Below are 19,604 nucleotides of genomic sequence, written 5' to 3'. Positions count from 1 at the left end.
CAAGGTGCACAGCCGAGCAAACCCCGCCCGTGCGTACTACCGAAACGGATACCAGCATGTCTATCAAGATTCGCAAACTCGATTCCAGCGCTGAAGGATTCCGGAAAGCGCTGCGCGCGGTGCTCGCGTTCGAGGCGAGCGAAGACGAGGCGATCGAGCGCGCGGTCGCGCAGATTCTCGCCGACGTGAAAGCGCGTGGCGACGCGGCGGTGCTCGAGTACACGAACCGCTTCGACCGGCTCGACGCGCAGCACGTGGCCGCGCTCGAACTGCCGATGGCGGAACTCGAAGCGGCGCTCGAAGGCCTCGAGCCCAAACGTCGCGCGGCGCTCGAAGCCGCGGCCGCGCGCGTGCGCGGTTATCACGAGAAGCAGAAGATCGAGTGCGGCAGCCATAGCTGGCAATACGAGGAAACGGACGGCACGGTGCTGGGCCAGAAGGTCACGCCGCTCGATCGCGCCGGCATCTACGTGCCGGGCGGCAAGGCCGCGTATCCGTCGTCGGTGCTGATGAACGCGATTCCGGCGCGTGTGGCCGGCGTGCGCGAAATCGTGATGGTCGTGCCGACGCCCGATGGCGTGAAGAACCCGCTCGTGCTCGCTGCGGCGCTGATTGGCGGCGTCGATCGCGTGTTCACGATCGGCGGTGCGCAGGCCGTCGGCGCGCTCGCCTACGGTACGGAAACGGTGCCGGCCGTCGACAAGATCTGCGGGCCGGGCAATGCGTATGTCGCGTCCGCGAAGCGGCGCGTATTCGGCACGGTCGGCATCGATATGATTGCCGGTCCGTCGGAAATTCTCGTGCTCTGCGACGGCACGACCGATCCGCGCTGGGTCGCGATGGACCTGTTCTCGCAGGCCGAACACGACGAACTCGCGCAGTCCATCCTGCTGTGTCCTGACAATGCGTTCATCGCGCGCGTCGAAGATGCGATCAACGAACTGTTGGCGTCGATGCCGCGCCGCGACGTGATCGCCGCGTCGCTGACGAGCCGCGGGGCGCTCGTCAAGGTGCGCGATATGACCGAAGCGTGCGCGATCGCGAACGAGATCGCGCCCGAGCACCTCGAGATCTCGGCGCTCGAACCGCAGCAATGGGCGCAGCAGATTCGTCACGCGGGCGCGATCTTCCTTGGCCGCTACACGAGCGAAAGCCTTGGCGACTATTGCGCGGGCCCGAACCACGTGCTGCCGACGTCGCGTACCGCGCGGTTTTCGTCGCCGCTTGGCGTGTACGACTTTTTCAAGCGATCGAGTGTGATCGAAGTCAGTGCGGAAGGCGCGCAAACGCTCGGCGAGATCGCAGCGGAACTCGCGTACGGCGAAGGACTGCCCGCACATGCACGCAGCGCCGAATACCGGATGAAGCAGAACGGCTAAAAGAAACAGCTAGAAGAAGACGGCTAGAGAAAGCGGCTGGCCGAGAACGGCGGGACCAGAACGAGCGGCTTTACCGACGCGGCGCAGGCCGCACGCTATGACCACACCACAAGACATCATCCGCCGCGACGTGCTCGCGATGACGAGCTACCCGGTGCCGGACGCGACCGGCTACATCAAGCTCGACGCGATGGAAAATCCGTTCGAGCTGCCGCCGCCGCTCGCTGCCCAACTCGGCGAACGTCTGTCGGGTGTCGCGCTGAACCGCTATCCGGCGCCGCGTCCGGGCGCGCTCATCGACAAGCTCAAGCGCGTGATGCGGATACCGGCGAATTGCGATGTGCTGCTCGGCAACGGTTCCGACGAAATCGTGAGCATGATTGCCGTGGCGTGCGCGCAGCCCGGCGCGAAGGTGCTCGCGCCCGTGCCCGGTTTCGTCATGTATCAGGTATCGGCGCAGCTCGCGAACCTCGAGTTCGTCGGCGTGCCGCTGAACGCCGATTTCACGCTCGATACGGGCGCGATGATCGCGGCCATCGAGGCGCACCGTCCGGCCGTCGTCTATCTGGCCTATCCGAACAACCCGACCGGCAATCTGTTCGACGAAAACGACATCGAGCGGATCATCGAAGCCTCGAGCCGAAGCCTCGTGGTGATCGACGAGGCGTACCAGCCGTTCGCCGGACATAGCTGGATGCCGCGCGCGGGCGAGTTCGACAACGTAGTCGTGATGCGCACCGTATCGAAGCTCGGCCTTGCCGGCATCCGCCTCGGTTATCTCGCGGGCCGCCCGGCATGGCTCGGCGAATTCGACAAGGTACGCCCGCCGTACAACGTCAACGTGCTGACCCAGGCAACCGCCGATTTCCTGCTCGATCATGTGGACCTGCTCGATGCGCAAGCCGCGCAACTGCGTTCGGAGCGCGCGAAACTGGCGCAGGCGGTGGCCGGCCTGCCCGGCGCCCACGTTTTTCCGAGCGCGGGCAATTTTCTGCTCGTACGCGTGCCCGATGCCTCCGCGACGTTCGAAACCCTGCTAAACGCGCGGGTTTTGATCAAAAACGTGAGTAAAATGCACCCATTGCTGGCGAATTGCGTACGTCTGACGGTCGGGTCTCCGGAACAGAACACGCAATTGCTTGCCGCGTTGAGACTCGCGCTGCATTGAGCGAGTGCCGACACGGCGGCTAATCCCCCACCTTACATTTCAAGCAAGCTTCGAGGAATTGTCATGCGCCTTGCGGAAGTCGTTCGCAACACCAGCGAAACGCAGATCCGTGTGAAGATCGATCTGGACGGCACCGGTCAGCAGAAACTGGCCACCGGCGTGCCGTTCCTCGATCACATGCTCGACCAGATCGCGCGGCATGGACTCGTCGATCTGGATATCGAGGCGCATGGCGACACCCATATCGACGACCACCATACCGTCGAGGACGTCGGCATCACGCTCGGCCAGGCCGTTGCAAAGGCGGTCGGCGACAGGAAGGGCATCCGCCGCTACGGCCACGCGTACGTGCCGCTCGATGAAGCACTGTCGCGCGTCGTGATCGATTTCTCCGGGCGTCCGGGGCTCGAATTCCATGTGCCATTCACGCGCGCGCGAATCGGCACGTTCGACGTCGATCTGTCGATCGAATTCTTCCGCGGGTTCGTGAACCACGCGGGCGTCACGCTGCATATCGACAATCTGCGCGGCCTGAATGCCCATCATCAGATGGAAACGGTCTTCAAGGCGTTCGGCCGCGCGCTGCGCATGGCGGTCGAACTGGACGAACGCGCGGCGGGGCAGATTCCGTCGACCAAGGGCAGCCTCTGATACGAATTTCGGGCACATTCTCGCGGCGGCTCGAGCGTGCCCAACCGGACCGGTGCCGTGTCGACGCGCCCCGCTTGCAATGGACATCCTGAAGTCGTTTATTTCGCTGCTCGCGCTGATCAACCCGGTCGGTGTAGTGCCGTTTTTTCTGAGCCTGACCGCGCAGCAGTCGGAAGCGGAGCAACGGCGTACGATCCGCATCGCATCGATTTCAGTGTTCTGCGTAATTGCGGTGACGTCGCTGTGCGGACAGCAGATCATCAGTTTCTTCGGCATTTCGATCGGCTCGCTCGAAGTCGGCGGCGGCATCATCATGCTTTTGATGGCGATCAGCATGCTCAACGCGCAGATCGGCAACGCGCGCGCGACGCCCGAAGAGCGCTACGAAGCCGAATCGAAGGACAACATCGCGGTCGTGCCGCTTGCGATTCCGCTTTTGACAGGACCCGGTTCGATCAGTACGGTCATCGTCTATTCGGCCAGCTTTCGCCATTGGTACGACCGCGTTAGTCTGATCGCTATCGGAGCGGTGCTCGCGGCCATCTGTTTCGTGTCGCTGCGTCTGGCCGAACCGATTGCGCGTTGGGTCGGTCGCACCGGTATCAATATCGGCACGCGGCTCATGGGTCTGATGCTGTCGGCGCTCGCGGTGGAATTTATCGTCGATGGCTTGAAGGCGCTGTTGCCTGCCCTGAAGTGACATGTGTTGAAGTGACAACCCTGGCTTGAAATGAAGACTTCGATTGCGATTGTGGATTACGGAATGGGCAACCTGCGCTCGGTCGCGCAGGCGCTGAAAAAGGCTGCGCCCGAAGCAGAGGTGGCGATCGTCGATCGCCCCGAGGCGATCCGCGCGGCCGACCGCGTCGTGCTGCCGGGTCAGGGCGCGATGCCGGACTGCATGCGCTCGCTCGCTGAATCCGGCCTGCAGGATGCGGTGCTCGAAGCAGCGCGCAACAAGCCGTTGATGGGCGTCTGCGTCGGCGAGCAAATGCTCTTCGACTGGAGCGCCGAGGGCGATACGCGCGGCCTCGGCCTGCTGTCGGGCAAGGTCGTGCGCTTCGAGCTCGAGGGGCAATTGCAGGACGACGGCTCGCGCTTCAAAGTGCCGCAGATGGGCTGGAACCGTGTCCGTCAGGCACAGCCGCATCCGTTGTGGGACGGCGTGCCTGACCAGAGTTTCTTCTATTTCGTGCACAGCTACTACGTGGTGCCCGACAATGCCGCGCAAACCGCGGGCGAAACGATATACGGCGCGCCGTTCACGTCGGCGGTCGCGCGCGACAATATCTTCGCTACCCAATTCCACCCGGAAAAAAGTGCGGATGCGGGCTTGCGCGTGTACCGTAATTTCGTGCACTGGAAACCATGAATTTTGCCGTCTTGCGCGACCAGTGCAGGGCCGTCGACGGGACACCCCCCACATTAGCAAGGCGGCCGAAAGAGTTGTACTAAACTAGCGGAACGGCTTCGCGCCGGCCGGACCTCAACCTTCTTCCCAGACATCACCCGATTGCTATGCTGCTGATCCCCGCCATCGACCTGAAAGACGGTCAATGTGTTCGCCTCAAACAGGGCGATATGGACCAGGCGACGATATTCTCCGAGGAGCCGGCGGCAATGGCCCGCCATTGGCTCGAACGCGGCGCGAGGCGCCTGCATCTCGTCGATCTGAATGGCGCATTCGCCGGCAAACCGCGCAATGAAGAGGCGATTCGCGCGATCATCGAAGAGGTCGGCGGCGAGATTCCGGTGCAGCTGGGCGGCGGCATCCGCGATCTGAATACGATCGAGCGCTATCTGGACGATGGCCTCGAGTACGTGATCATCGGCACGGCGGCGGTGAAGAATCCCGGATTTCTGCTCGAGGCCTGCACGGCGTTCGGCGGTCATATCATCGTCGGCCTCGACGCGAAAGACGGCAAGGTCGCCACCGACGGCTGGAGCAAGCTGACCGGCCACGAAGTGGCGGATCTCGCGCGCAAGTTCGAAGACTACGGGTGCGAATCGATCATTTACACGGACATCGGCCGCGATGGCATGATGCAGGGCATCAATATCGAGGCGACCGTACGTCTTGCGCGCGCGGTGAAGATTCCGGTCATCGCGAGCGGCGGACTGTCCAACCTCGCGGATATCGAGGCGCTGTGCGAAGTCGAAGATGAAGGCATCGAAGGCGTGATTTGCGGCCGGGCGATCTACTCGGGCGACCTCGACTTCGCCGCTGCGCAAACGCATGCGGACCGTTTGCGCGAATCGGACGACGCGTGAGCGGCGGCGTTGCCGGGCCGCGTGATCTGTCGATAGCTTCGTCGTCGACAACTTCGTCGTCGATCGTCACGTCGTCGTCGCGCATGCCGTCATCCCCGCATTGCAGCGCGCCGCCCATCATGTAGTAGCACAGCACACCGCTCACGTAAGCATTCGCACCATCATGGCCTTAGCTAAACGCATCATCCCGTGTCTTGACGTGACTGCCGGGCGCGTCGTCAAGGGTGTCAACTTCGTCGAGCTGCGCGACGCGGGCGATCCCGTCGAAATCGCGCGCCGCTATGACGAGCAGGGCGCCGACGAACTCACGTTTCTCGACATCACCGCGACGTCCGATCAGCGCGATCTGATCCTGCCGATCATCGAAGCGGTCGCGTCGCAGGTGTTCATTCCACTGACGGTCGGCGGCGGCGTGCGCGCGGTCGAAGACGTGCGGCGGTTGCTCAATGCCGGCGCGGACAAGATCAGCATCAATTCGTCGGCAATCGCGAATCCGCAGCTCGTGCGCGATGCGACGGACAAATACGGCTCGCAGTGCATCGTCGTCGCGATCGATGCGAAGCGCGTGTCGGCCGACGGCGAACCGTCGCGCTGGGAAGTGTTCACGCACGGCGGGCGTAAGGCGACCGGTCTCGACGCGATCGAATGGGCGCGCAAGATGGCCGGCTTCGGCGCCGGCGAAATCCTGCTCACCAGCATGGATCGCGACGGCACGAAAAGCGGCTTCGATCTCGCGTTGACGCGTGCGGTGTCGGATGCGGTGCCGGTGCCGGTCATTGCATCGGGCGGCGTCGGCACGCTCGCGCATCTTGCGGACGGCATCCGGGACGGCCGTGCGGACGCCGTGCTGGCCGCGAGCATCTTCCACTATGGCGAACATACGGTCGGCGAAGCCAAGCGCTTCATGGCCGATCAGGGCATTTCGGTGAGGTTGTGACGTGGTGAACGCTTCGGGTGTCGACTGGCTCGACAAGGTCAAATGGGACGCGAACGGCCTCGTGCCGGTCATCGCGCAGGAAGCCGCGACGAACGACGTGCTGATGTTCGCGTGGATGAACCGTGAGGCGCTCGCCAGGACGGTCGAGACGGGCCGTGCGGTGTATTTTTCGCGTTCGCGCCAGCGGCTGTGGTTCAAGGGCGAAGAGTCCGGACACGTGCAGCACGTGCACGAAGTGCGGCTCGATTGCGACGAAGATGTCGTCCTGCTCAAGGTCGAGCAGGTGTCCGGCATTGCGTGCCATACGGGCCGCCACTCATGCTTCTTCCAGAAATTCGAAGGCTCGGTCGACGACGGCGAGTGGGTCGCCGTCGATCCGGTACTGAAAGACCCCGAACACATCTACAAATGACGCAAGCACACACGCATGACACGCTGCTGCGCCTCGCGGCGATTATCGACAGCCGCAAGGGCGGCGACCCCGAGACTTCGTATGTGTCGCGCCTGTTCCATAAGGGCGACGACGCGGTGCTGAAAAAGATCGGCGAGGAGGCGACCGAAGTCGCGCTCGCCGCCAAGGATGTGCGCCACGGCCGCGAGGCCAAAGCACTGGTCTATGAGATGGCCGATCTGTGGTTTCATTGCCTTGTGGCGCTGTCGCATTTCGATTTGAGCCCGGCCGATGTGCTCGCGGAACTCGAGCGACGCGAGGGACTCTCGGGAATCGAGGAAAAGGCCTTGCGCAAGAGCCGCGACCGCGAGCAGAACGGCGACTGAGACCTTGCGTCGAGCGGCGCCGCGCCGACAGACAAGCGACGTCATCGAATCCGCGCTTTTGATCGCACCTGAAGGAGGACGCAACATGGAGCAGTCGCATGGCGGATATCCGCCGCCGACATACCAGAGCGCGGTCGAAATCGACCGCCAGCGCGGCCTGCGCACGCTGACGCACGTGCTGTATGCGCTCTACGCGGTCTACTGGCTGACAGGCGGCATATCCGTGCTGGTCGCGATCATCATCAATTATCTGAAGCGCGCGGAGACGGTCGGCACGCCGTACGAGGCGCACTTCGAGTGGCAGATCCGCACGTTCTGGATGGGCCTCATCGGCCATCTGATCGGCGTGGCGCTTTTCATCGTGCTGATCGGCGTGCCGATTCTATGGGCTGTCGCGATCTGGACGTTGTACCGTATTATCAAAGGCTGGCTGTATCTGTACGACAACAAGCCGCTGCAGAATCCGCGTGCGTGGTTCTGAGCGGTGAGCGACCGGCCGGCGCTTCTGCGTCGGCAGGCGCGCAAACGAAATCGGAAAACCTCGCGAAGAAATGCGCGGGGAACCGCGTAGCGAACCACGCGCAAGCATCGGGAAGACCATGAGCCACGATCCGAACTGCCTTTTCTGCAAGATCGCCGCAGGCGAAATTCCGTCGACTAAAGTTCATGAAGACGACGAGTTCGTCGCGTTCCGCGATATCCGGCCGGCTGCCGATACCCACGTCCTCGTGATTCCACGCAAACATATCGCCACGCTGACTGATTGCCACGAAAGCGACGCCCCTCTGCTTGGTAGAATGCTCGTACTGGTGGCACGTCTAGCGGACAAACTCGGCGTCGCCTATACGGGTGGTGAAACGGGTTTCCGGACGGTAATCAATACCGGTCCGGGTGGCGGTCAGGAGGTATATCACCTGCACGCGCATTTGCTGGCCGGTCCGCGGCCGTGGTTGCGCATGGGGTGACATATGTTCATCACCGAACGGCGGCGATACTGTCGGTCTTCCGAAAGTTTCGCAGGTTGGAGGTGATGCCGGTACCGGTTCGATAAGCAGAAAAAGGACGGAGCGCTTTCGCTCCAATTCGGGCTGCAAGGCCCAAGGGTTTTTCTTCACGTCGGTGGGCGACGGGAGACAAGGAGAGTTTTCATGGGTTCGTTGAGTATCTGGCATTGGCTGATCGTTCTGCTGATCGTTGCTCTGGTGTTCGGCACGAAGAAACTGCGCAACATCGGCAGCGATCTGGGCGGCGCCGTAAAGGGCTTTAAAGAAGGCATGAAGGACGCGGACGCACCGGCCGACGCGCAGGCGCAGCAACGTGAACTGCCGCGCGCGGGCACGATCGACGTCGACGCGAAAGAAAAGGCCACGCATTCGGGCGACTCGCGCTAAGCCGGCGTTTCGCGCGGCACACTGACGGGAAGCTCATTCGATGCTGGACCTCGGTCTCACCAAAATGGCGTTGATCGGCGTGGTCGCGCTGGTCGTGCTCGGCCCTGAGCGGTTGCCGCGCGTCGCCCGTACCGCGGGTGCGTTATTCGGTCGCGCGCAGCGCTATATCAACGACGTGAAGGCCGAAGTCACGCGTGAAATCGAGCTCGACGAGCTGCGGCGGATGAAAACCGAATTCGAATCGGCTGCGCAGAACGTCGAGACGACGATTCACGACAACCTGCGCAAGCACGAAACCGAGCTGAACGAGGCGTGGAAGGCGGGCACGTCGGTTTCGCCGAGCATCGCGGGAGGCGGCGCTGAAGATAGCGCTAGTTCGGCGTCGAACGGTGCGTCGACATCGCCGTGGAACGGTTTCGGCACCGCTACGCCGATGAACGCGCCGAAGCGCAAGAACTGGCGTATCAAACAAACGGCCACACCGTCGTGGTACAAACGTGCGACCGCGCGCCGTACCCACGTGCAATCGGGCGCGGCCCGCGTGGCGCGCCACAAGCCGGCCAGCATGCGGCGCACGACGCGCTTCTTCTGATAACTCGTGAATCCATCTCCTACCGAGGGCCGGTGTGAGCGACCCCCAGCACAAGCAGAACGAAGGTCCTGAAGAGACCTTCATCTCCCATCTCGTCGAACTGCGCAATCGCATCATTCGCGCCGGCCTTGCTGTCGTTGTCGTGTTCGTGGGGCTCGTCTACTGGGCTCCGGACATCTTCAGGCTGCTCGCGCGGCCGCTGATGATGAACCTGCCCAAAGACGGCAAGATGATCGTCACCGATGTGACCGGCTCGTTCTTCGTACCGATGAAAGTGACGATGCTCGTCGCGTTCGTCATTGCCCTGCCGATCGTGCTGTACCAGATCTGGGCATTCGTCGCGCCGGGGCTTTATCAGCACGAGAAGAAGCTCGTGATGCCGCTCGTCAGCAGCAGCTATGTGCTGTTTCTGTGCGGGATGGCGTTCGCGTACTTCGTCGTGTTTCCGACGATCTTCCGCGTGATGGCGCACTACAACGCGCCGCTCGGCGCGGAAATGACCACCGACATCGACAACTACCTGAGCTTCGTGCTGACGATGTTCCTTGCGTTCGGCGTGACGTTCGAAGTGCCGATCGTCGTCGTGCTGCTCGTGCGCATGGGCGTGCTGACGGTGCAGAAGCTCAAGCAGATTCGCCCGTACGTAGTGGTCGGTGCGTTTGTCGTGTCGGCGGTCGTGACGCCGCCCGACGTATTCTCGCAACTGATTCTGGCTATTCCGCTGATCGTTCTGTACGAAGCGGGCATTATCGCGGCGCGGCTTTTCGTCAATAAGCCGGCGATCGAGGTAGAGAAAGAGAGCGAGGGCAACGCGGCGCAGTAGTAATGCGGATCGCGGGTGGCAGAGGGGCGCGGCAGGGCGTTTAAACGCTGTTGCCGTCCACCCGCGGTCACCCGGCCGGTGGGCGGCGACAGTCGGATTGCAGTTCAGCCACCTCAGCCGCCGTCATCTCCCTGGTCTTCATCGTCCGAGGACGACTGCTTCGGCGGCGGCGGACGCTTGCCGATCATCACGGTCAGATCCATTTCCTTGTTCTTGCGCACCAGATGCACCTTTGCGTCGGTGCCCGGCTTGATCTGCGCGATGACGTTCAGAAGACGCGTGGTATCGGTGATGTCCTGCCCATTCACGCCGACCAGAATGTCGCCGGGCTTGATGCCCGCCTTGTCGGCCGGTCCGCCCTTCAGCACGCCGGCAACGATGGCGCCGGTCTTCTGCTCGAGCCCGAACGATTCCGCGATTTCAGGCGTCACATCCTGCGGCTCGACGCCGATCCAGCCGCGCGTCACCGTGCCGGTGGTAATGATGCTCTCGAGCACGCTGCGCGCGGTCGACACGGGAATGGCAAAGCCGATGCCGAGCGAGCCGCCCGAGCGCGAATAGATGGCGGTATTGATGCCGAGCAGATTGCCGTGAATATCGACGAGCGCGCCGCCCGAGTTACCGGGGTTGATCGGCGCGTCGGTCTGAATGAAGTTCTCGAAAGTATTGATGCCGAGATGGTTGCGCCCCAGCGCGCTGACAATGCCCATCGTCACCGTCTGGCCGACGCCGAACGGATTGCCGATCGCCAGTACGACGTCGCCGACGCGCGTCTGGTCCATGCGGCCGAGCGTAATGGTCGGCAGGTTGCTCATATTGACCTTCAGCACGGCGAGATCGGTTTCGGGGTCGACGCCAATCACCTTCGCTTCGCTCGTGCGGCCGTCGGCGAGCGCGATTTCGATCTGATCCGCGCCGTCCACGACATGCTGGTTCGTTAGAATGTAGCCTTCCGAACTCACGATCACACCCGAGCCCAGATTCGCTGCCGGCTGCTCCTGCTGGCGGCGGTTACGGTCGCCGAAGAAGTAGCGGAAGAGCGGGTCTTTCGCGCGCGGGTCGGGCGGTAGCGATCCGTCCTTGCTGGAGAACACGTTGACGACCGCCGGCATCGCTTTTTGCGCCGCGTCGGCATAGGAGCTTTCCAGCGGGCCGCCGCCGAGTCCCGGCGCGACTTCCCGCAGTGCGACGATCGGTTCGGCCAGTTGCTTGCCGAATTGCCCTTGTCGCTGCAGCCATTGGGGCTTGAGCGTCGCGATGATGAACATCAGCGCGAGCAGCACCGTCACCGCCTGGGCGAACAACAGCCAAAAGCGTCTGAGCATCTGAAAAATTAGAGGTTTATATGGATCGGATCGAACTGGAATTGTACTTGAACAACGTCCTCGAAGCCTCACGGTTCAAGGACTATTGCCCGAACGGACTGCAGGTCGAGGGGCGTCGCAAGGTCGAGAAAATCGCCACCGGCGTGACCGCTTCGCTCGCGTTTCTCGAGGCCGCGCTCGAGTGGGGCGCCGACGCGCTCATCGTTCACCACGGCTACTTCTGGCGCAACGAGCCGCCGCAGATCACCGGTCGTCAATACCAGCGCCTGAAGCTGCTGCTCGCCAACGACATCAATCTGTTCGCGTACCACCTCCCGCTCGACGACCATCCGGTCTACGGCAACAACGCGCAGCTCGGCGCGAGGCTCGGCCTGATCGGCGACGCGCGCTTCGGCGACAACGGCATCGGCTGGATGTCGACGCTGCCGATGCCGATCACGCTCGCGCACTTCTCGGCGCAGGTCGAGCACACGCTTTCCCGCGCACCGCTCGTGCTCGGCGACCCGGACCAGGAACTGCGGCGCGTCGCATGGTGCACAGGCGCCGCGCAAGGCTATTTCGACGCGGCGATCGAGGCGGGCGCCGATGTCTACCTGACCGGCGAGATTTCCGAGCAGAACACGCATATGGCGGCCGAAAGCGGCGTCGCATTCGTGGCGGCGGGGCACCACGCGACCGAGCGTTTCGGCGTCCAGGCGCTCGGTGCGCACCTCTCGGAAGCATTCGATCTCGAGCATCTGTTTATCGATATTCATAATCCGGTCTAGTTGCGACAAAAACGGTCCGAAGCGGTCAAAAGCATGCGAACCGAATCAATTAGAAAATACAGGAGATACTTAAATCTGCATAAGAGAAATGTTTGCGAACCGTGCGGGAATACCCTGATTTATCAACAACTTCGCATTGTTTTTGGTTGTCGGCCCTTGTAAATGGCGACTCCATTCGAGCAAACTAGCGGCGGTAGAAAGCGACGGAAGGAAAAAATCCAACCTAGAAGTGGGGCGTGTGATGCGAGACAAGGAAGATGGACGCGTCGACGGCGGCCGCCGTACCTGGCTGATCGCGACGACCGTAACAGGTGGCATCGGAGGAGTCGCCACCGTAATACCCTTTGTTGGTTCATTTGCACCATCGGAAAAGGCCAAGGCGGCGGGCGCGCCGGTCCAGGTCGATATCAGCGGCTTGAAGCCGGGCGACATGATGACGGTCGCGTGGCGCGGCAAGCCGGTGTGGATTCTGAACCGCACCGACAAGATGCTCGCCGATGTTCAGAAAGCCGATAACGAAGTCGCAGACCCGCAATCCAAAAACCCGTTTTCGATGCCGATGCCGGACTACTGCAAGAACGAGTTCCGCTCGCGGCCCGATCACAAGAATGTTCTCGTTGCCGTTGCGGTGTGCACCCACCTGGGCTGCACGCCGACACCGCGCTTCCAGGAGGGCGCGCAGCCCAATCTTCCGGACGACTGGCCAGGCGGTTTCCTGTGCCCGTGCCACGGCTCGACGTACGATCTCGCCGGGCGCGTCTTCAAGAACAAACCTGCGCCGCAGAACCTCGACATCCCGCCTTACATGTTCGTGGGCAATACGCTCGTGATCGGCAAGGACGAGAAAGGAGAAGCGTAATGGCGACGACCGAAAAAGATGTGGAGACAACGGCCGGGCTCGTAGGGTGGATCGATCGGCGCTTTCCGATGACGTCCACCTGGAAGGCCCACCTTTCCGAGTACTACGCGCCGAAGAACTTCAACTTCTGGTATTTCTTCGGCTCGCTCGCGCTGCTCGTGCTGGTCAATCAGATCGTCACCGGCATTTTCCTCACGATGAACTACAAACCCGATTCGACGCTCGCGTTCGCATCGGTCGAGTACATCATGCGCGAGGTGCCGTGGGGCTGGCTGATCCGTTACATGCATTCGACCGGCGCGTCGATGTTCTTCGTGGTCGTGTATCTGCACATGTTCCGCGGGCTGCTGTACGGCTCGTACCGCAAGCCGCGCGAGCTCGTGTGGATCTTCGGCTGTGCGATCTTCCTCTGCCTGATGGCCGAGGCGTTCTTCGGCTATCTGCTGCCTTGGGGGCAGATGTCGTACTGGGGCGCGCAGGTGATCGTGAACCTGTTCTCGGCGATTCCGTTTATCGGCCCCGACCTGTCGCTGTGGATTCGCGGCGATTACGTCGTGTCCGACGTCACGCTGAACCGCTTCTTCGCGTTTCACGTGATTGCGATTCCGCTCGTGCTGATCGGCCTCGTGATCGCACACATCGTGGCGCTGCATGAAGTCGGGTCGAACAACCCCGACGGCATCGAGATCAAGGCGAAAAAGGACGCGAACGGCATTCCGCTCGACGGCATTCCGTTTCACCCGTACTACTCGGTGCACGACTTCATGGGCGTCTGCGTGTTCCTGATGGTGTTCGCGGCGATCATCTTCTTCGCACCGGAAATGGGCGGCTACTTTCTCGAAGCGAACAACTTCGTGCCGGCCAATCCGCTGCAGACGCCGCCGGAAATCGCGCCGGTCTGGTACTTCACCGCGTTCTACGCGATGCTGCGCGCGACCACGGACCCGTTCAAGATCGTGCTGATGATCATCGTCCTGCTGCTCGGTCTGTTCGCGCTCGTGCGCGCGCGCGGCAAATGGCGCGTCGGCCTGCCGGTGCTTGCGGTGCTCGTCGTGCTCGCGATGTATTTCACCGAGTCGAAGTTCTGGGGCGTGGTCGTGATGGGCAGCGCGGTCGTGTCGCTGTTCTTTCTGCCCTGGCTCGACCGCTCGCCGGTCAAGTCGATCCGCTACCGGCCGTTCTTCCACAAGGTGTTCTACGCGATCTTCGTGTTCGCGTTCCTGACGCTCGCGTTTCTCGGCACGAAACCGCCTTCGCCGGCGGCGACGGTCATCGCGCAGATCTGCGCGCTCGTGTACTTCGCGTTCTTCCTCGGCATGCCGTTCTGGACGCCGCTTGGCCGTTTCAGGCAGCCGCCCGAACGGGTGCGGTTCAAACCCCACTGAATGCCACGCGAGGAGAACCCGAACATGAAGAAACTGCTTTCGATGCTCGCGCTGTTAGGCGCGATGCTGTGCACGCTGACGGCTGCCCCGGTTTTTGCGCAGGAGAATGTACCGCTGGACCGGGCGCCCGATAACACGGACAATTTTGCTTCGCTGCAACATGGCGCCCAATTGTTTGTAAACTATTGCCTGAATTGCCATAGCGCAAACCTGATGCGGTACAGCCGGTTGCAGGATCTCGGCATCTCGCAGAAGGAGATCGAGCAAAACCTGATGTTCACCTCGGACAAGATCGGCAACACGATGACGGTCGCGATGCATCCGGACGACGCGAAGTCGTGGTTCGGCGCGTCGCCGCCCGATCTGTCGGTCGAGGCGCGCGCGCGCAGCACGGCATGGCTGTACACGTATCTGCGCAGCTTCTACCGCGACGATACGCGGCCTACGGGCTGGAATAACCTCGTGTTCGAGAACGTGAGCATGCCGAATGTGCTGTGGCAGTTGCAGGGGCAGCGTACCGCGAAGTTCGAAGAAGAAACCGACGAGCGGACCGGCGAAAAGCTGCGCAAGTTCGCGGGCTTCCAGCAGGTGACCCCGGGGACGATGTCGCCGGTAGATTATGATTCGGCTGTGGCCGATCTGGTCGCGTACCTGTCGTGGATGGCCGAGCCGACGCAGAAGATCCGCCAGCAGCTTGGCGTGTGGGTTCTGCTGTTCCTCGGTCTCTTGAGCTTTTTCGCCTGGCGACTGAACGCCGCGTACTGGAAAGATATCAAATAAACACACCGTAGCGGGTGTGGGGCCGGTGCAAGGAAAGACCGCACAGGAAAACCTGTGAGGCCGGTTTTTCCGCGTGCTGGCCCTTCAGCTTTTTGAGGAAACGCAAAAATGATGGTTCTGTATTCCGGCACTACGTGCCCGTTCTCCCAGCGTTGCCGGCTGGTGTTGTTCGAGAAGGGCATGGATTTCGAGATCCGCGACGTCGATCTGTTCAACAAGCCGGAAGATATCGCGGTGATGAATCCGTACGGTCAGGTGCCGATTCTCGTCGAGCGCGACCTGATTCTGTACGAATCGAACATCATCAACGAGTACATCGACGAGCGCTTCCCGCACCCGCAACTGATGCCGGCCGATCCGGTGCAGCGCGCCCGGGCGCGCCTGTTCCTGCTGAACTTCGAAAAGGAACTGTTCGTGCACGTCGGCACGCTCGAGAACGAGAAGGGCAAGGCGGCCGAGAAGAATCACGAAAAGGCGCGCCTCGCGATCCGCGACCGCCTTACGCAACTCGCGCCGATTTTCCTGAAGAACAAGTACATGCTCGGCGAGGAATTTTCGATGCTCGACGTCGCGATCGCGCCGTTGCTGTGGCGCCTCGACCACTACGGCATCGAACTGTCGAAGAACGCCGCGCCGCTGATGAAGTACGCCGAGCGTATCTTCAGCCGTCCGGCGTATATCGAAGCGCTGACGCCGTCGGAAAAGGTGATGCGTCGCTGAGTCTGGCGAGTGTGTTGAACCTGGCGAGCGGCGTCGCACGCCGCCGCCATGGCCCCGTTGGCCGCCGTGGCTGCCTGCCCGGCACGAGGACTGTTGATGCAAGAAATTTCGACGAAGCCGTACCTGCTGCGCGCGCTGTACGAGTGGTGTACCGATAACGGCTACACGCCGCATATCGCGGTGCGGGTCGACAATCAGACACGTGTGCCGCGCCAGTTCGTGCGCGACAACGAAATCGTGCTGAATATCAGCTTCGAGGCGACGAGCCAGTTGCAGATGGGCAACGAGTGGATCGAGTTCAGCGCGCGGTTCTCCGGCAAGTCGCACAAGATCGAAGTGCCGGTGGCGAACGTGCTGGCGATCTACGCACGAGAAAACGGGCAGGGCATGGCGTTCCCCGTCGATTCGACGGGCGGCGAGGCGACCGACTCGGAAGCCGAAGGCGACGAGGCGTCCGCCGAAGAAGCCGGCTCGAGCGCGCAGGCCGCGCCGGCACTCGATGCTGCGGGCACCGGCGATGAGCAGGGCGCACAAGACAGTGCCCGGAGCGACGACGCTCCGCGTCCGGACGACGATGGCGGCAAGGGCGGAAGAGGTCACCTCAAGGTCGTGAAATGAAGTAGAATCGCGGTCTTACGCCGGCTTAGCTCATCTGGTAGAGCAGTTGATTTGTAATCATCAGGTGGCGGGTTCGAGTCCTGCAGCCGGCACCAGTATCGAGAAGCGGACGCGAGCGGACCCCACCGGGGTCCGCTTTTTTGTTTCGCCGCCTTCCCACTCGTCCATTCGATTTTCTCGCGGCGGCACTTTCGCGCTCCGGCGGGCGACGAAGACACTGCTGCATAATGTCTTTCGCCGCTCTCGTCCGATCATGACAACATCCGCCGATTCTTCCGCTGTTCCCAACGCTTCCGCCACGATCAGCTGGCCCGAAGCCGACGGTCCGCAGTCTGCCCGCTGGCGCTCCGAAGCGGGCGTGCCGCCGCCGAAACGCGTCGTACTCGCCGACGACCGGACGACGGCCGATTCCGCCTATCGACTCGCATGCGAAGGCACCGCGTTGCTTTGGCGCGGCGACTTCCAGAACGCGCGCCAACTGCTGCAGGCAATGACACGCCGTCTCGAACGCAAGCCGCCGAAGCGCGCGTCCTCGCCGCTCGACGCGTTCAACCTGCACCGGCAAGCGCAATCGCAGCGCGCACGCACGCTCGGCATGCTGCTGATCCCGCTCGATGCCGATTACACGATTCCGTTGCGTCGCGCGCCGAATGTGCAGAGCGCTTGCGCCGAAGCGTACGGTTCGCCGGGCAGCGAGGCCTCCGTGGTGTCGTTACGCGAACTGCTCGGTCTGATCGGCGCGCACGAATGGCGCAAGAAGGGCGTCGAGATTTCCGCGCTCGGCGAACGCATTCACCCGCACTACGGCGTGTTCTCGCCGGTGCGCGGCGAATATGTCGATCTCGTCGCGCGCCTGCCGTTGCCGTCGCTGAAGATGGCGTTCGATATCGGCACCGGGACCGGCGTGCTGTCCGCCGTGCTTGCGAAGCGCGGCGTCGAGAAGGTCGTCGCAACCGATCAGGACCCGCGCGCGCTCGCGTGTGCACGCGAAAACATCGAGCGGCTCGGCTACGCCGACCGCGTGGAGGTCGTCGAAGCGGATCTGTTTCCGCCAGGCCGTGCGCCGCTTGTCGTGTGCAATCCGCCGTGGTTGCCGGCGCGGCCGGCGTCGCCGATCGAATACGCGATCTACGATCACGAAAGCCGGATGCTGCTCGGCTTTCTCAACGGCCTCGCGGAACATCTCGAGCCGGGCGGTGAAGGGTGGTTGATCCTGTCCGACTTCGCGGAACACCTCGGCTTGCGCACGCGCAACGATCTGCTCTCGGCGATCGATCGTGCGGGACTCGTAGTCGCGGGGCGCGAGGACATCCGGCCGCGTCACCCGAAGGCGACCGATCCGTCCGACCCGCTGCATGCGGCGCGCGCGGCCGAAGTCACGTCGCTTTGGCGTTTGAAGGCGCGGTAAGCGTCAACGTGACCAACGCGGCGAAGCGCGACGTACAACGCGCGACGGTCAGCGCGAGACGGTCAGCGCGAGACGAACGACCCGCAACCTTATCGCCCCGCACTCGCCAGGTAACTCAACGCGCCCATCCCCGCGGCGAGACCGCTCGCAAAACACGCAGTCAACAGATAGCCGCCGGTCGGCGCCTCCCAATCGAGCATCTCGCCCGCGCAGAACACGCCGGGCAGTTCGCGAATCATCAGATGCGAATCGAGCGCTTCGAACGGCACGCCGCCCGCGCTGCTGATCGCCTCTTCGATCGGCCGCGCGCGCTCGAGCCGCAGCGGCAGCGCCTTGATCGCGCGCGCCACGCGTTCGATATCGAAGTAGTCCTGTTTCGACAAACACTCGTGCAGCAAGCCGAGTTTCACACCCGCAATGCCGATGCGGCTTTGCAGATGACTCGACATCGAACGCGAGCCGCGCGGCCGCACGACTTCGTCGATCACCCGCTCTCGCGACAGCCCCGGTGCGAGATCGAGCTGAACGACCGCCTCGCCGTCCGCCTGCATGCGTTCGCGAATCGCGCCTGAGAGCGCATAGACGAGACTGCCCTCGACCCCTGTCGTCGTGATGACGAACTCGCCTTGCCGGTGCTGCACCGCGTTGTCGATGTCGGTCACCGAGATCGCCACCGCCTTCACCGGCTGACCCGCAAAGCGTTCGCGAAACGGTTCGCTCCAGTCCCTGTCGAAGCCGCAGTTCGAAGGCGCGAGCGGCGCGACCGGCACATTGCGCGCTTCGAGCAGCGGCACCCACGATGCGTCGGAGCCCAGACGCGGCCAGCTGCCGCCGCCAAGCGCGAGGATCACCGCATCCGTGTGCAGGACCTCCTCGCCCGCCGGCGTCGCAAGGCGCAGCGCGTGCCGCGCGCGGCCGCCCGGCGCGTCCCAGCCCACCCACTTGTGCCGCATGTGAAAACGCACGCCCGACGTGCGCAGGCGGTGCAGCCAGGCGCGCAGCAGCGGTGCGGCCTTCATGTCGGTCGGAAACACGCGTCCGGAGCTGCCGACGAACGTGTCGACGCCGAGCTCGCTCGTCCAGGCGCGCAATGCATCGGGGCCGAAGCGGTCGAAAAGCCGTCCGATCTGCGCGTGGCGTTTGCCATATCGCGCGATGAAGCGGTCGAGCGGTTCCGAATGCGTAATGTTCATCCCGCCCTTGCCGGCCATCAGAAACTTGCGCCCGACCGACGGCATCGCATCGTAGACGTCGACCTGTACGCCGTGCTGGACGAGCGCTTCGGCCGCCATCAGTCCGGCGGGGCCGCCGCCGATGACGGCGACGCTATGACGGTCATGCAAAATCGACATGCGTGGCAGAGAAGAGAGAATGGTGACGGAAACTCGCGTCCGACACCGGTTACGTATGAAGCGCGCCGTCAGGCGGCGCCCGCATTTTCCCATACGCGTGCAGGGCGGCCCAATGCGCCGACGCGCGCCAATGCGCCAATGCCCAACGTCCGATGCGCGATCAGGACCGTCGTATTGTGCAACGCTCGCCTTTCGAAGCGCTTCGCGCTCTGACAAAGGACAGCCGTCTGGCAGCGCCCTTATTTTTATCGCATCTCGACCTATACTTTTTGACAACCCTCCATTGGACGCGCTTCGCGTCATTCCCCCGCGCACACGCCGCTTGCCATCTGATCGAACGAGGCGAACCTATGTTGCGGTTCGACCGCGCAGACCGGCAGGCGTCACACCGCGTGCGCATT

At 62.8% G+C, this 19,604-nt stretch carries 23 protein-coding genes and 1 tRNA gene; 22 read left to right on the top strand and 2 right to left on the bottom strand.

Annotated features, from left to right (window positions below; translation table 11 throughout):
• Positions 1 to 56 precede the first annotated feature (56 nt).
• From hisD to tatC, 14 genes are all read left to right on the top strand, one after another.
• Positions 57 to 1,379 (top strand): histidinol dehydrogenase, encoded by a 1,323-nt coding sequence (hisD, locus tag BTO02_RS18785; protein ID WP_075159005.1) that lies wholly within the window; start codon positions 57 to 59, stop codon positions 1,377 to 1,379.
• A 97-nt stretch (positions 1,380 to 1,476) separates the two neighbouring features.
• Positions 1,477 to 2,547 carry a histidinol-phosphate transaminase gene (gene hisC, locus BTO02_RS18780; RefSeq protein WP_075158301.1) on the top strand — a complete coding sequence of 357 codons (1,071 nt, stop codon included), beginning with the start codon at positions 1,477 to 1,479 and terminating at the stop codon, positions 2,545 to 2,547.
• 63 nt (positions 2,548 to 2,610) lie between these two features.
• The gene (gene hisB, locus BTO02_RS18775; protein ID WP_075158300.1) at positions 2,611 to 3,198 is read left to right on the top strand and encodes an imidazoleglycerol-phosphate dehydratase HisB; all 588 of its coding nucleotides are present in this window, start codon (positions 2,611 to 2,613) and stop codon (positions 3,196 to 3,198) included.
• A 79-nt stretch (positions 3,199 to 3,277) separates the two neighbouring features.
• A complete protein-coding gene (locus BTO02_RS18770) occupies positions 3,278 to 3,898 on the top strand; it encodes a YchE family NAAT transporter (protein WP_075158299.1) in 621 nt (206 codons plus the stop codon).
• A gap of 30 nt (positions 3,899 to 3,928) precedes the next feature.
• Positions 3,929 to 4,570, top strand: a complete 642-nt coding sequence (gene hisH, locus BTO02_RS18765) for an imidazole glycerol phosphate synthase subunit HisH (RefSeq protein WP_075158298.1) — start codon at positions 3,929 to 3,931, stop codon at positions 4,568 to 4,570.
• A gap of 146 nt (positions 4,571 to 4,716) precedes the next feature.
• The gene (gene hisA / locus BTO02_RS18760; protein WP_075158297.1) at positions 4,717 to 5,469 is read left to right on the top strand and encodes a 1-(5-phosphoribosyl)-5-[(5-phosphoribosylamino)methylideneamino]imidazole-4-carboxamide isomerase; all 753 of its coding nucleotides are present in this window, start codon (positions 4,717 to 4,719) and stop codon (positions 5,467 to 5,469) included.
• A 163-nt stretch (positions 5,470 to 5,632) separates the two neighbouring features.
• Positions 5,633 to 6,406, top strand: coding sequence for an imidazole glycerol phosphate synthase subunit HisF (hisF, locus tag BTO02_RS18755; protein ID WP_075158296.1), 774 nt, complete (start codon positions 5,633 to 5,635; stop codon positions 6,404 to 6,406).
• Position 6,407: 1 nt separating this feature from the next.
• Positions 6,408 to 6,818: a phosphoribosyl-AMP cyclohydrolase gene (gene hisI / locus BTO02_RS18750; RefSeq protein WP_198039160.1), complete on the top strand. Its 411-nt coding sequence runs from the start codon at positions 6,408 to 6,410 to the stop codon at positions 6,816 to 6,818.
• Entirely contained in the window at positions 6,815 to 7,183 is a 369-nt protein-coding gene (locus BTO02_RS18745; RefSeq protein ID WP_075158295.1) for a phosphoribosyl-ATP diphosphatase, read from the top strand. The genes hisI and BTO02_RS18745 overlap by 4 nt, the downstream gene beginning before the upstream one ends.
• 85 nt (positions 7,184 to 7,268) lie before the next feature.
• Complete coding sequence (locus BTO02_RS18740; RefSeq protein WP_075158294.1) at positions 7,269 to 7,664, top strand: DUF4870 family protein; 396 nt, start codon at positions 7,269 to 7,271, stop codon at positions 7,662 to 7,664.
• A gap of 118 nt (positions 7,665 to 7,782) precedes the next feature.
• Positions 7,783 to 8,148, top strand: a complete 366-nt coding sequence (locus tag BTO02_RS18735) for a histidine triad nucleotide-binding protein (RefSeq protein ID WP_075159003.1) — start codon at positions 7,783 to 7,785, stop codon at positions 8,146 to 8,148.
• A 183-nt stretch (positions 8,149 to 8,331) separates the two neighbouring features.
• Positions 8,332 to 8,574: a Sec-independent protein translocase subunit TatA gene (tatA, locus tag BTO02_RS18730; protein ID WP_075158293.1), complete on the top strand. Its 243-nt coding sequence runs from the start codon at positions 8,332 to 8,334 to the stop codon at positions 8,572 to 8,574.
• Positions 8,575 to 8,614: 40 nt separating this feature from the next.
• Entirely contained in the window at positions 8,615 to 9,166 is a 552-nt protein-coding gene (gene tatB, locus BTO02_RS18725) for a Sec-independent protein translocase protein TatB (RefSeq protein WP_075158292.1), read from the top strand.
• 34 nt (positions 9,167 to 9,200) lie between these two features.
• Positions 9,201 to 9,989, top strand: coding sequence for a twin-arginine translocase subunit TatC (gene tatC, locus BTO02_RS18720; RefSeq protein WP_075158291.1), 789 nt, complete (start codon positions 9,201 to 9,203; stop codon positions 9,987 to 9,989).
• Between the two features lie 113 nt (positions 9,990 to 10,102).
• Here the strand turns inward: tatC and BTO02_RS18715 are convergent, their stop codons facing one another.
• On the bottom strand, positions 10,103 to 11,314 hold the full coding sequence (locus tag BTO02_RS18715; protein ID WP_075158290.1) for a Do family serine endopeptidase: 1,212 nt from the start codon (positions 11,312 to 11,314) through the stop codon (positions 10,103 to 10,105).
• A gap of 20 nt (positions 11,315 to 11,334) precedes the next feature.
• Between BTO02_RS18715 and BTO02_RS18710 the strand changes: the two genes are divergently transcribed.
• The 8 genes from BTO02_RS18710 to BTO02_RS18675 all read left to right on the top strand — a co-directional run bounded on the left by BTO02_RS18710 (position 11,335) and on the right by BTO02_RS18675 (position 17,851).
• Positions 11,335 to 12,081 (top strand): Nif3-like dinuclear metal center hexameric protein, encoded by a 747-nt coding sequence (locus BTO02_RS18710; RefSeq protein WP_075158289.1) that lies wholly within the window; start codon positions 11,335 to 11,337, stop codon positions 12,079 to 12,081.
• 241 nt (positions 12,082 to 12,322) lie between these two features.
• The gene (petA, locus tag BTO02_RS18705; RefSeq protein ID WP_075158288.1) at positions 12,323 to 12,940 is read left to right on the top strand and encodes a ubiquinol-cytochrome c reductase iron-sulfur subunit; all 618 of its coding nucleotides are present in this window, start codon (positions 12,323 to 12,325) and stop codon (positions 12,938 to 12,940) included.
• Complete coding sequence (locus tag BTO02_RS18700; RefSeq protein WP_075158287.1) at positions 12,940 to 14,325, top strand: cytochrome b; 1,386 nt, start codon at positions 12,940 to 12,942, stop codon at positions 14,323 to 14,325. The genes petA and BTO02_RS18700 overlap by 1 nt, the downstream gene beginning before the upstream one ends.
• Positions 14,326 to 14,349: 24 nt before the next feature.
• Positions 14,350 to 15,105: a cytochrome c1 gene (locus tag BTO02_RS18695; RefSeq protein ID WP_075159002.1), complete on the top strand. Its 756-nt coding sequence runs from the start codon at positions 14,350 to 14,352 to the stop codon at positions 15,103 to 15,105.
• 108 nt (positions 15,106 to 15,213) lie between these two features.
• Positions 15,214 to 15,825 (top strand): glutathione S-transferase N-terminal domain-containing protein, encoded by a 612-nt coding sequence (locus BTO02_RS18690; protein ID WP_006052302.1) that lies wholly within the window; start codon positions 15,214 to 15,216, stop codon positions 15,823 to 15,825.
• Positions 15,826 to 15,921: 96 nt separating this feature from the next.
• Positions 15,922 to 16,443, top strand: coding sequence for a ClpXP protease specificity-enhancing factor (locus BTO02_RS18685; protein ID WP_075158286.1), 522 nt, complete (start codon positions 15,922 to 15,924; stop codon positions 16,441 to 16,443).
• 19 nt (positions 16,444 to 16,462) lie between these two features.
• Positions 16,463 to 16,538: transfer RNA gene (locus BTO02_RS18680), tRNA-Thr, on the top strand.
• Positions 16,539 to 16,696: 158 nt separating this feature from the next.
• Positions 16,697 to 17,851 carry a methyltransferase gene (locus tag BTO02_RS18675; protein WP_075158285.1) on the top strand — a complete coding sequence of 385 codons (1,155 nt, stop codon included), beginning with the start codon at positions 16,697 to 16,699 and terminating at the stop codon, positions 17,849 to 17,851.
• Positions 17,852 to 17,940: 89 nt separating this feature from the next.
• Here the strand turns inward: BTO02_RS18675 and BTO02_RS18670 are convergent, their stop codons facing one another.
• On the bottom strand, positions 17,941 to 19,203 hold the full coding sequence (locus BTO02_RS18670) for a TIGR03862 family flavoprotein (protein ID WP_075158284.1): 1,263 nt from the start codon (positions 19,201 to 19,203) through the stop codon (positions 17,941 to 17,943).
• Positions 19,204 to 19,604 lie beyond the last annotated feature (401 nt).

Origin of the sequence: Paraburkholderia sp. SOS3, assembly GCF_001922345.1 — a bacterium.
Classification (GTDB): domain Bacteria; phylum Pseudomonadota; class Gammaproteobacteria; order Burkholderiales; family Burkholderiaceae; genus Paraburkholderia.
The sequence above is the reverse complement of the archived record's forward strand: the minus strand, read 5'-3'. Positions and strand labels throughout refer to the sequence as shown.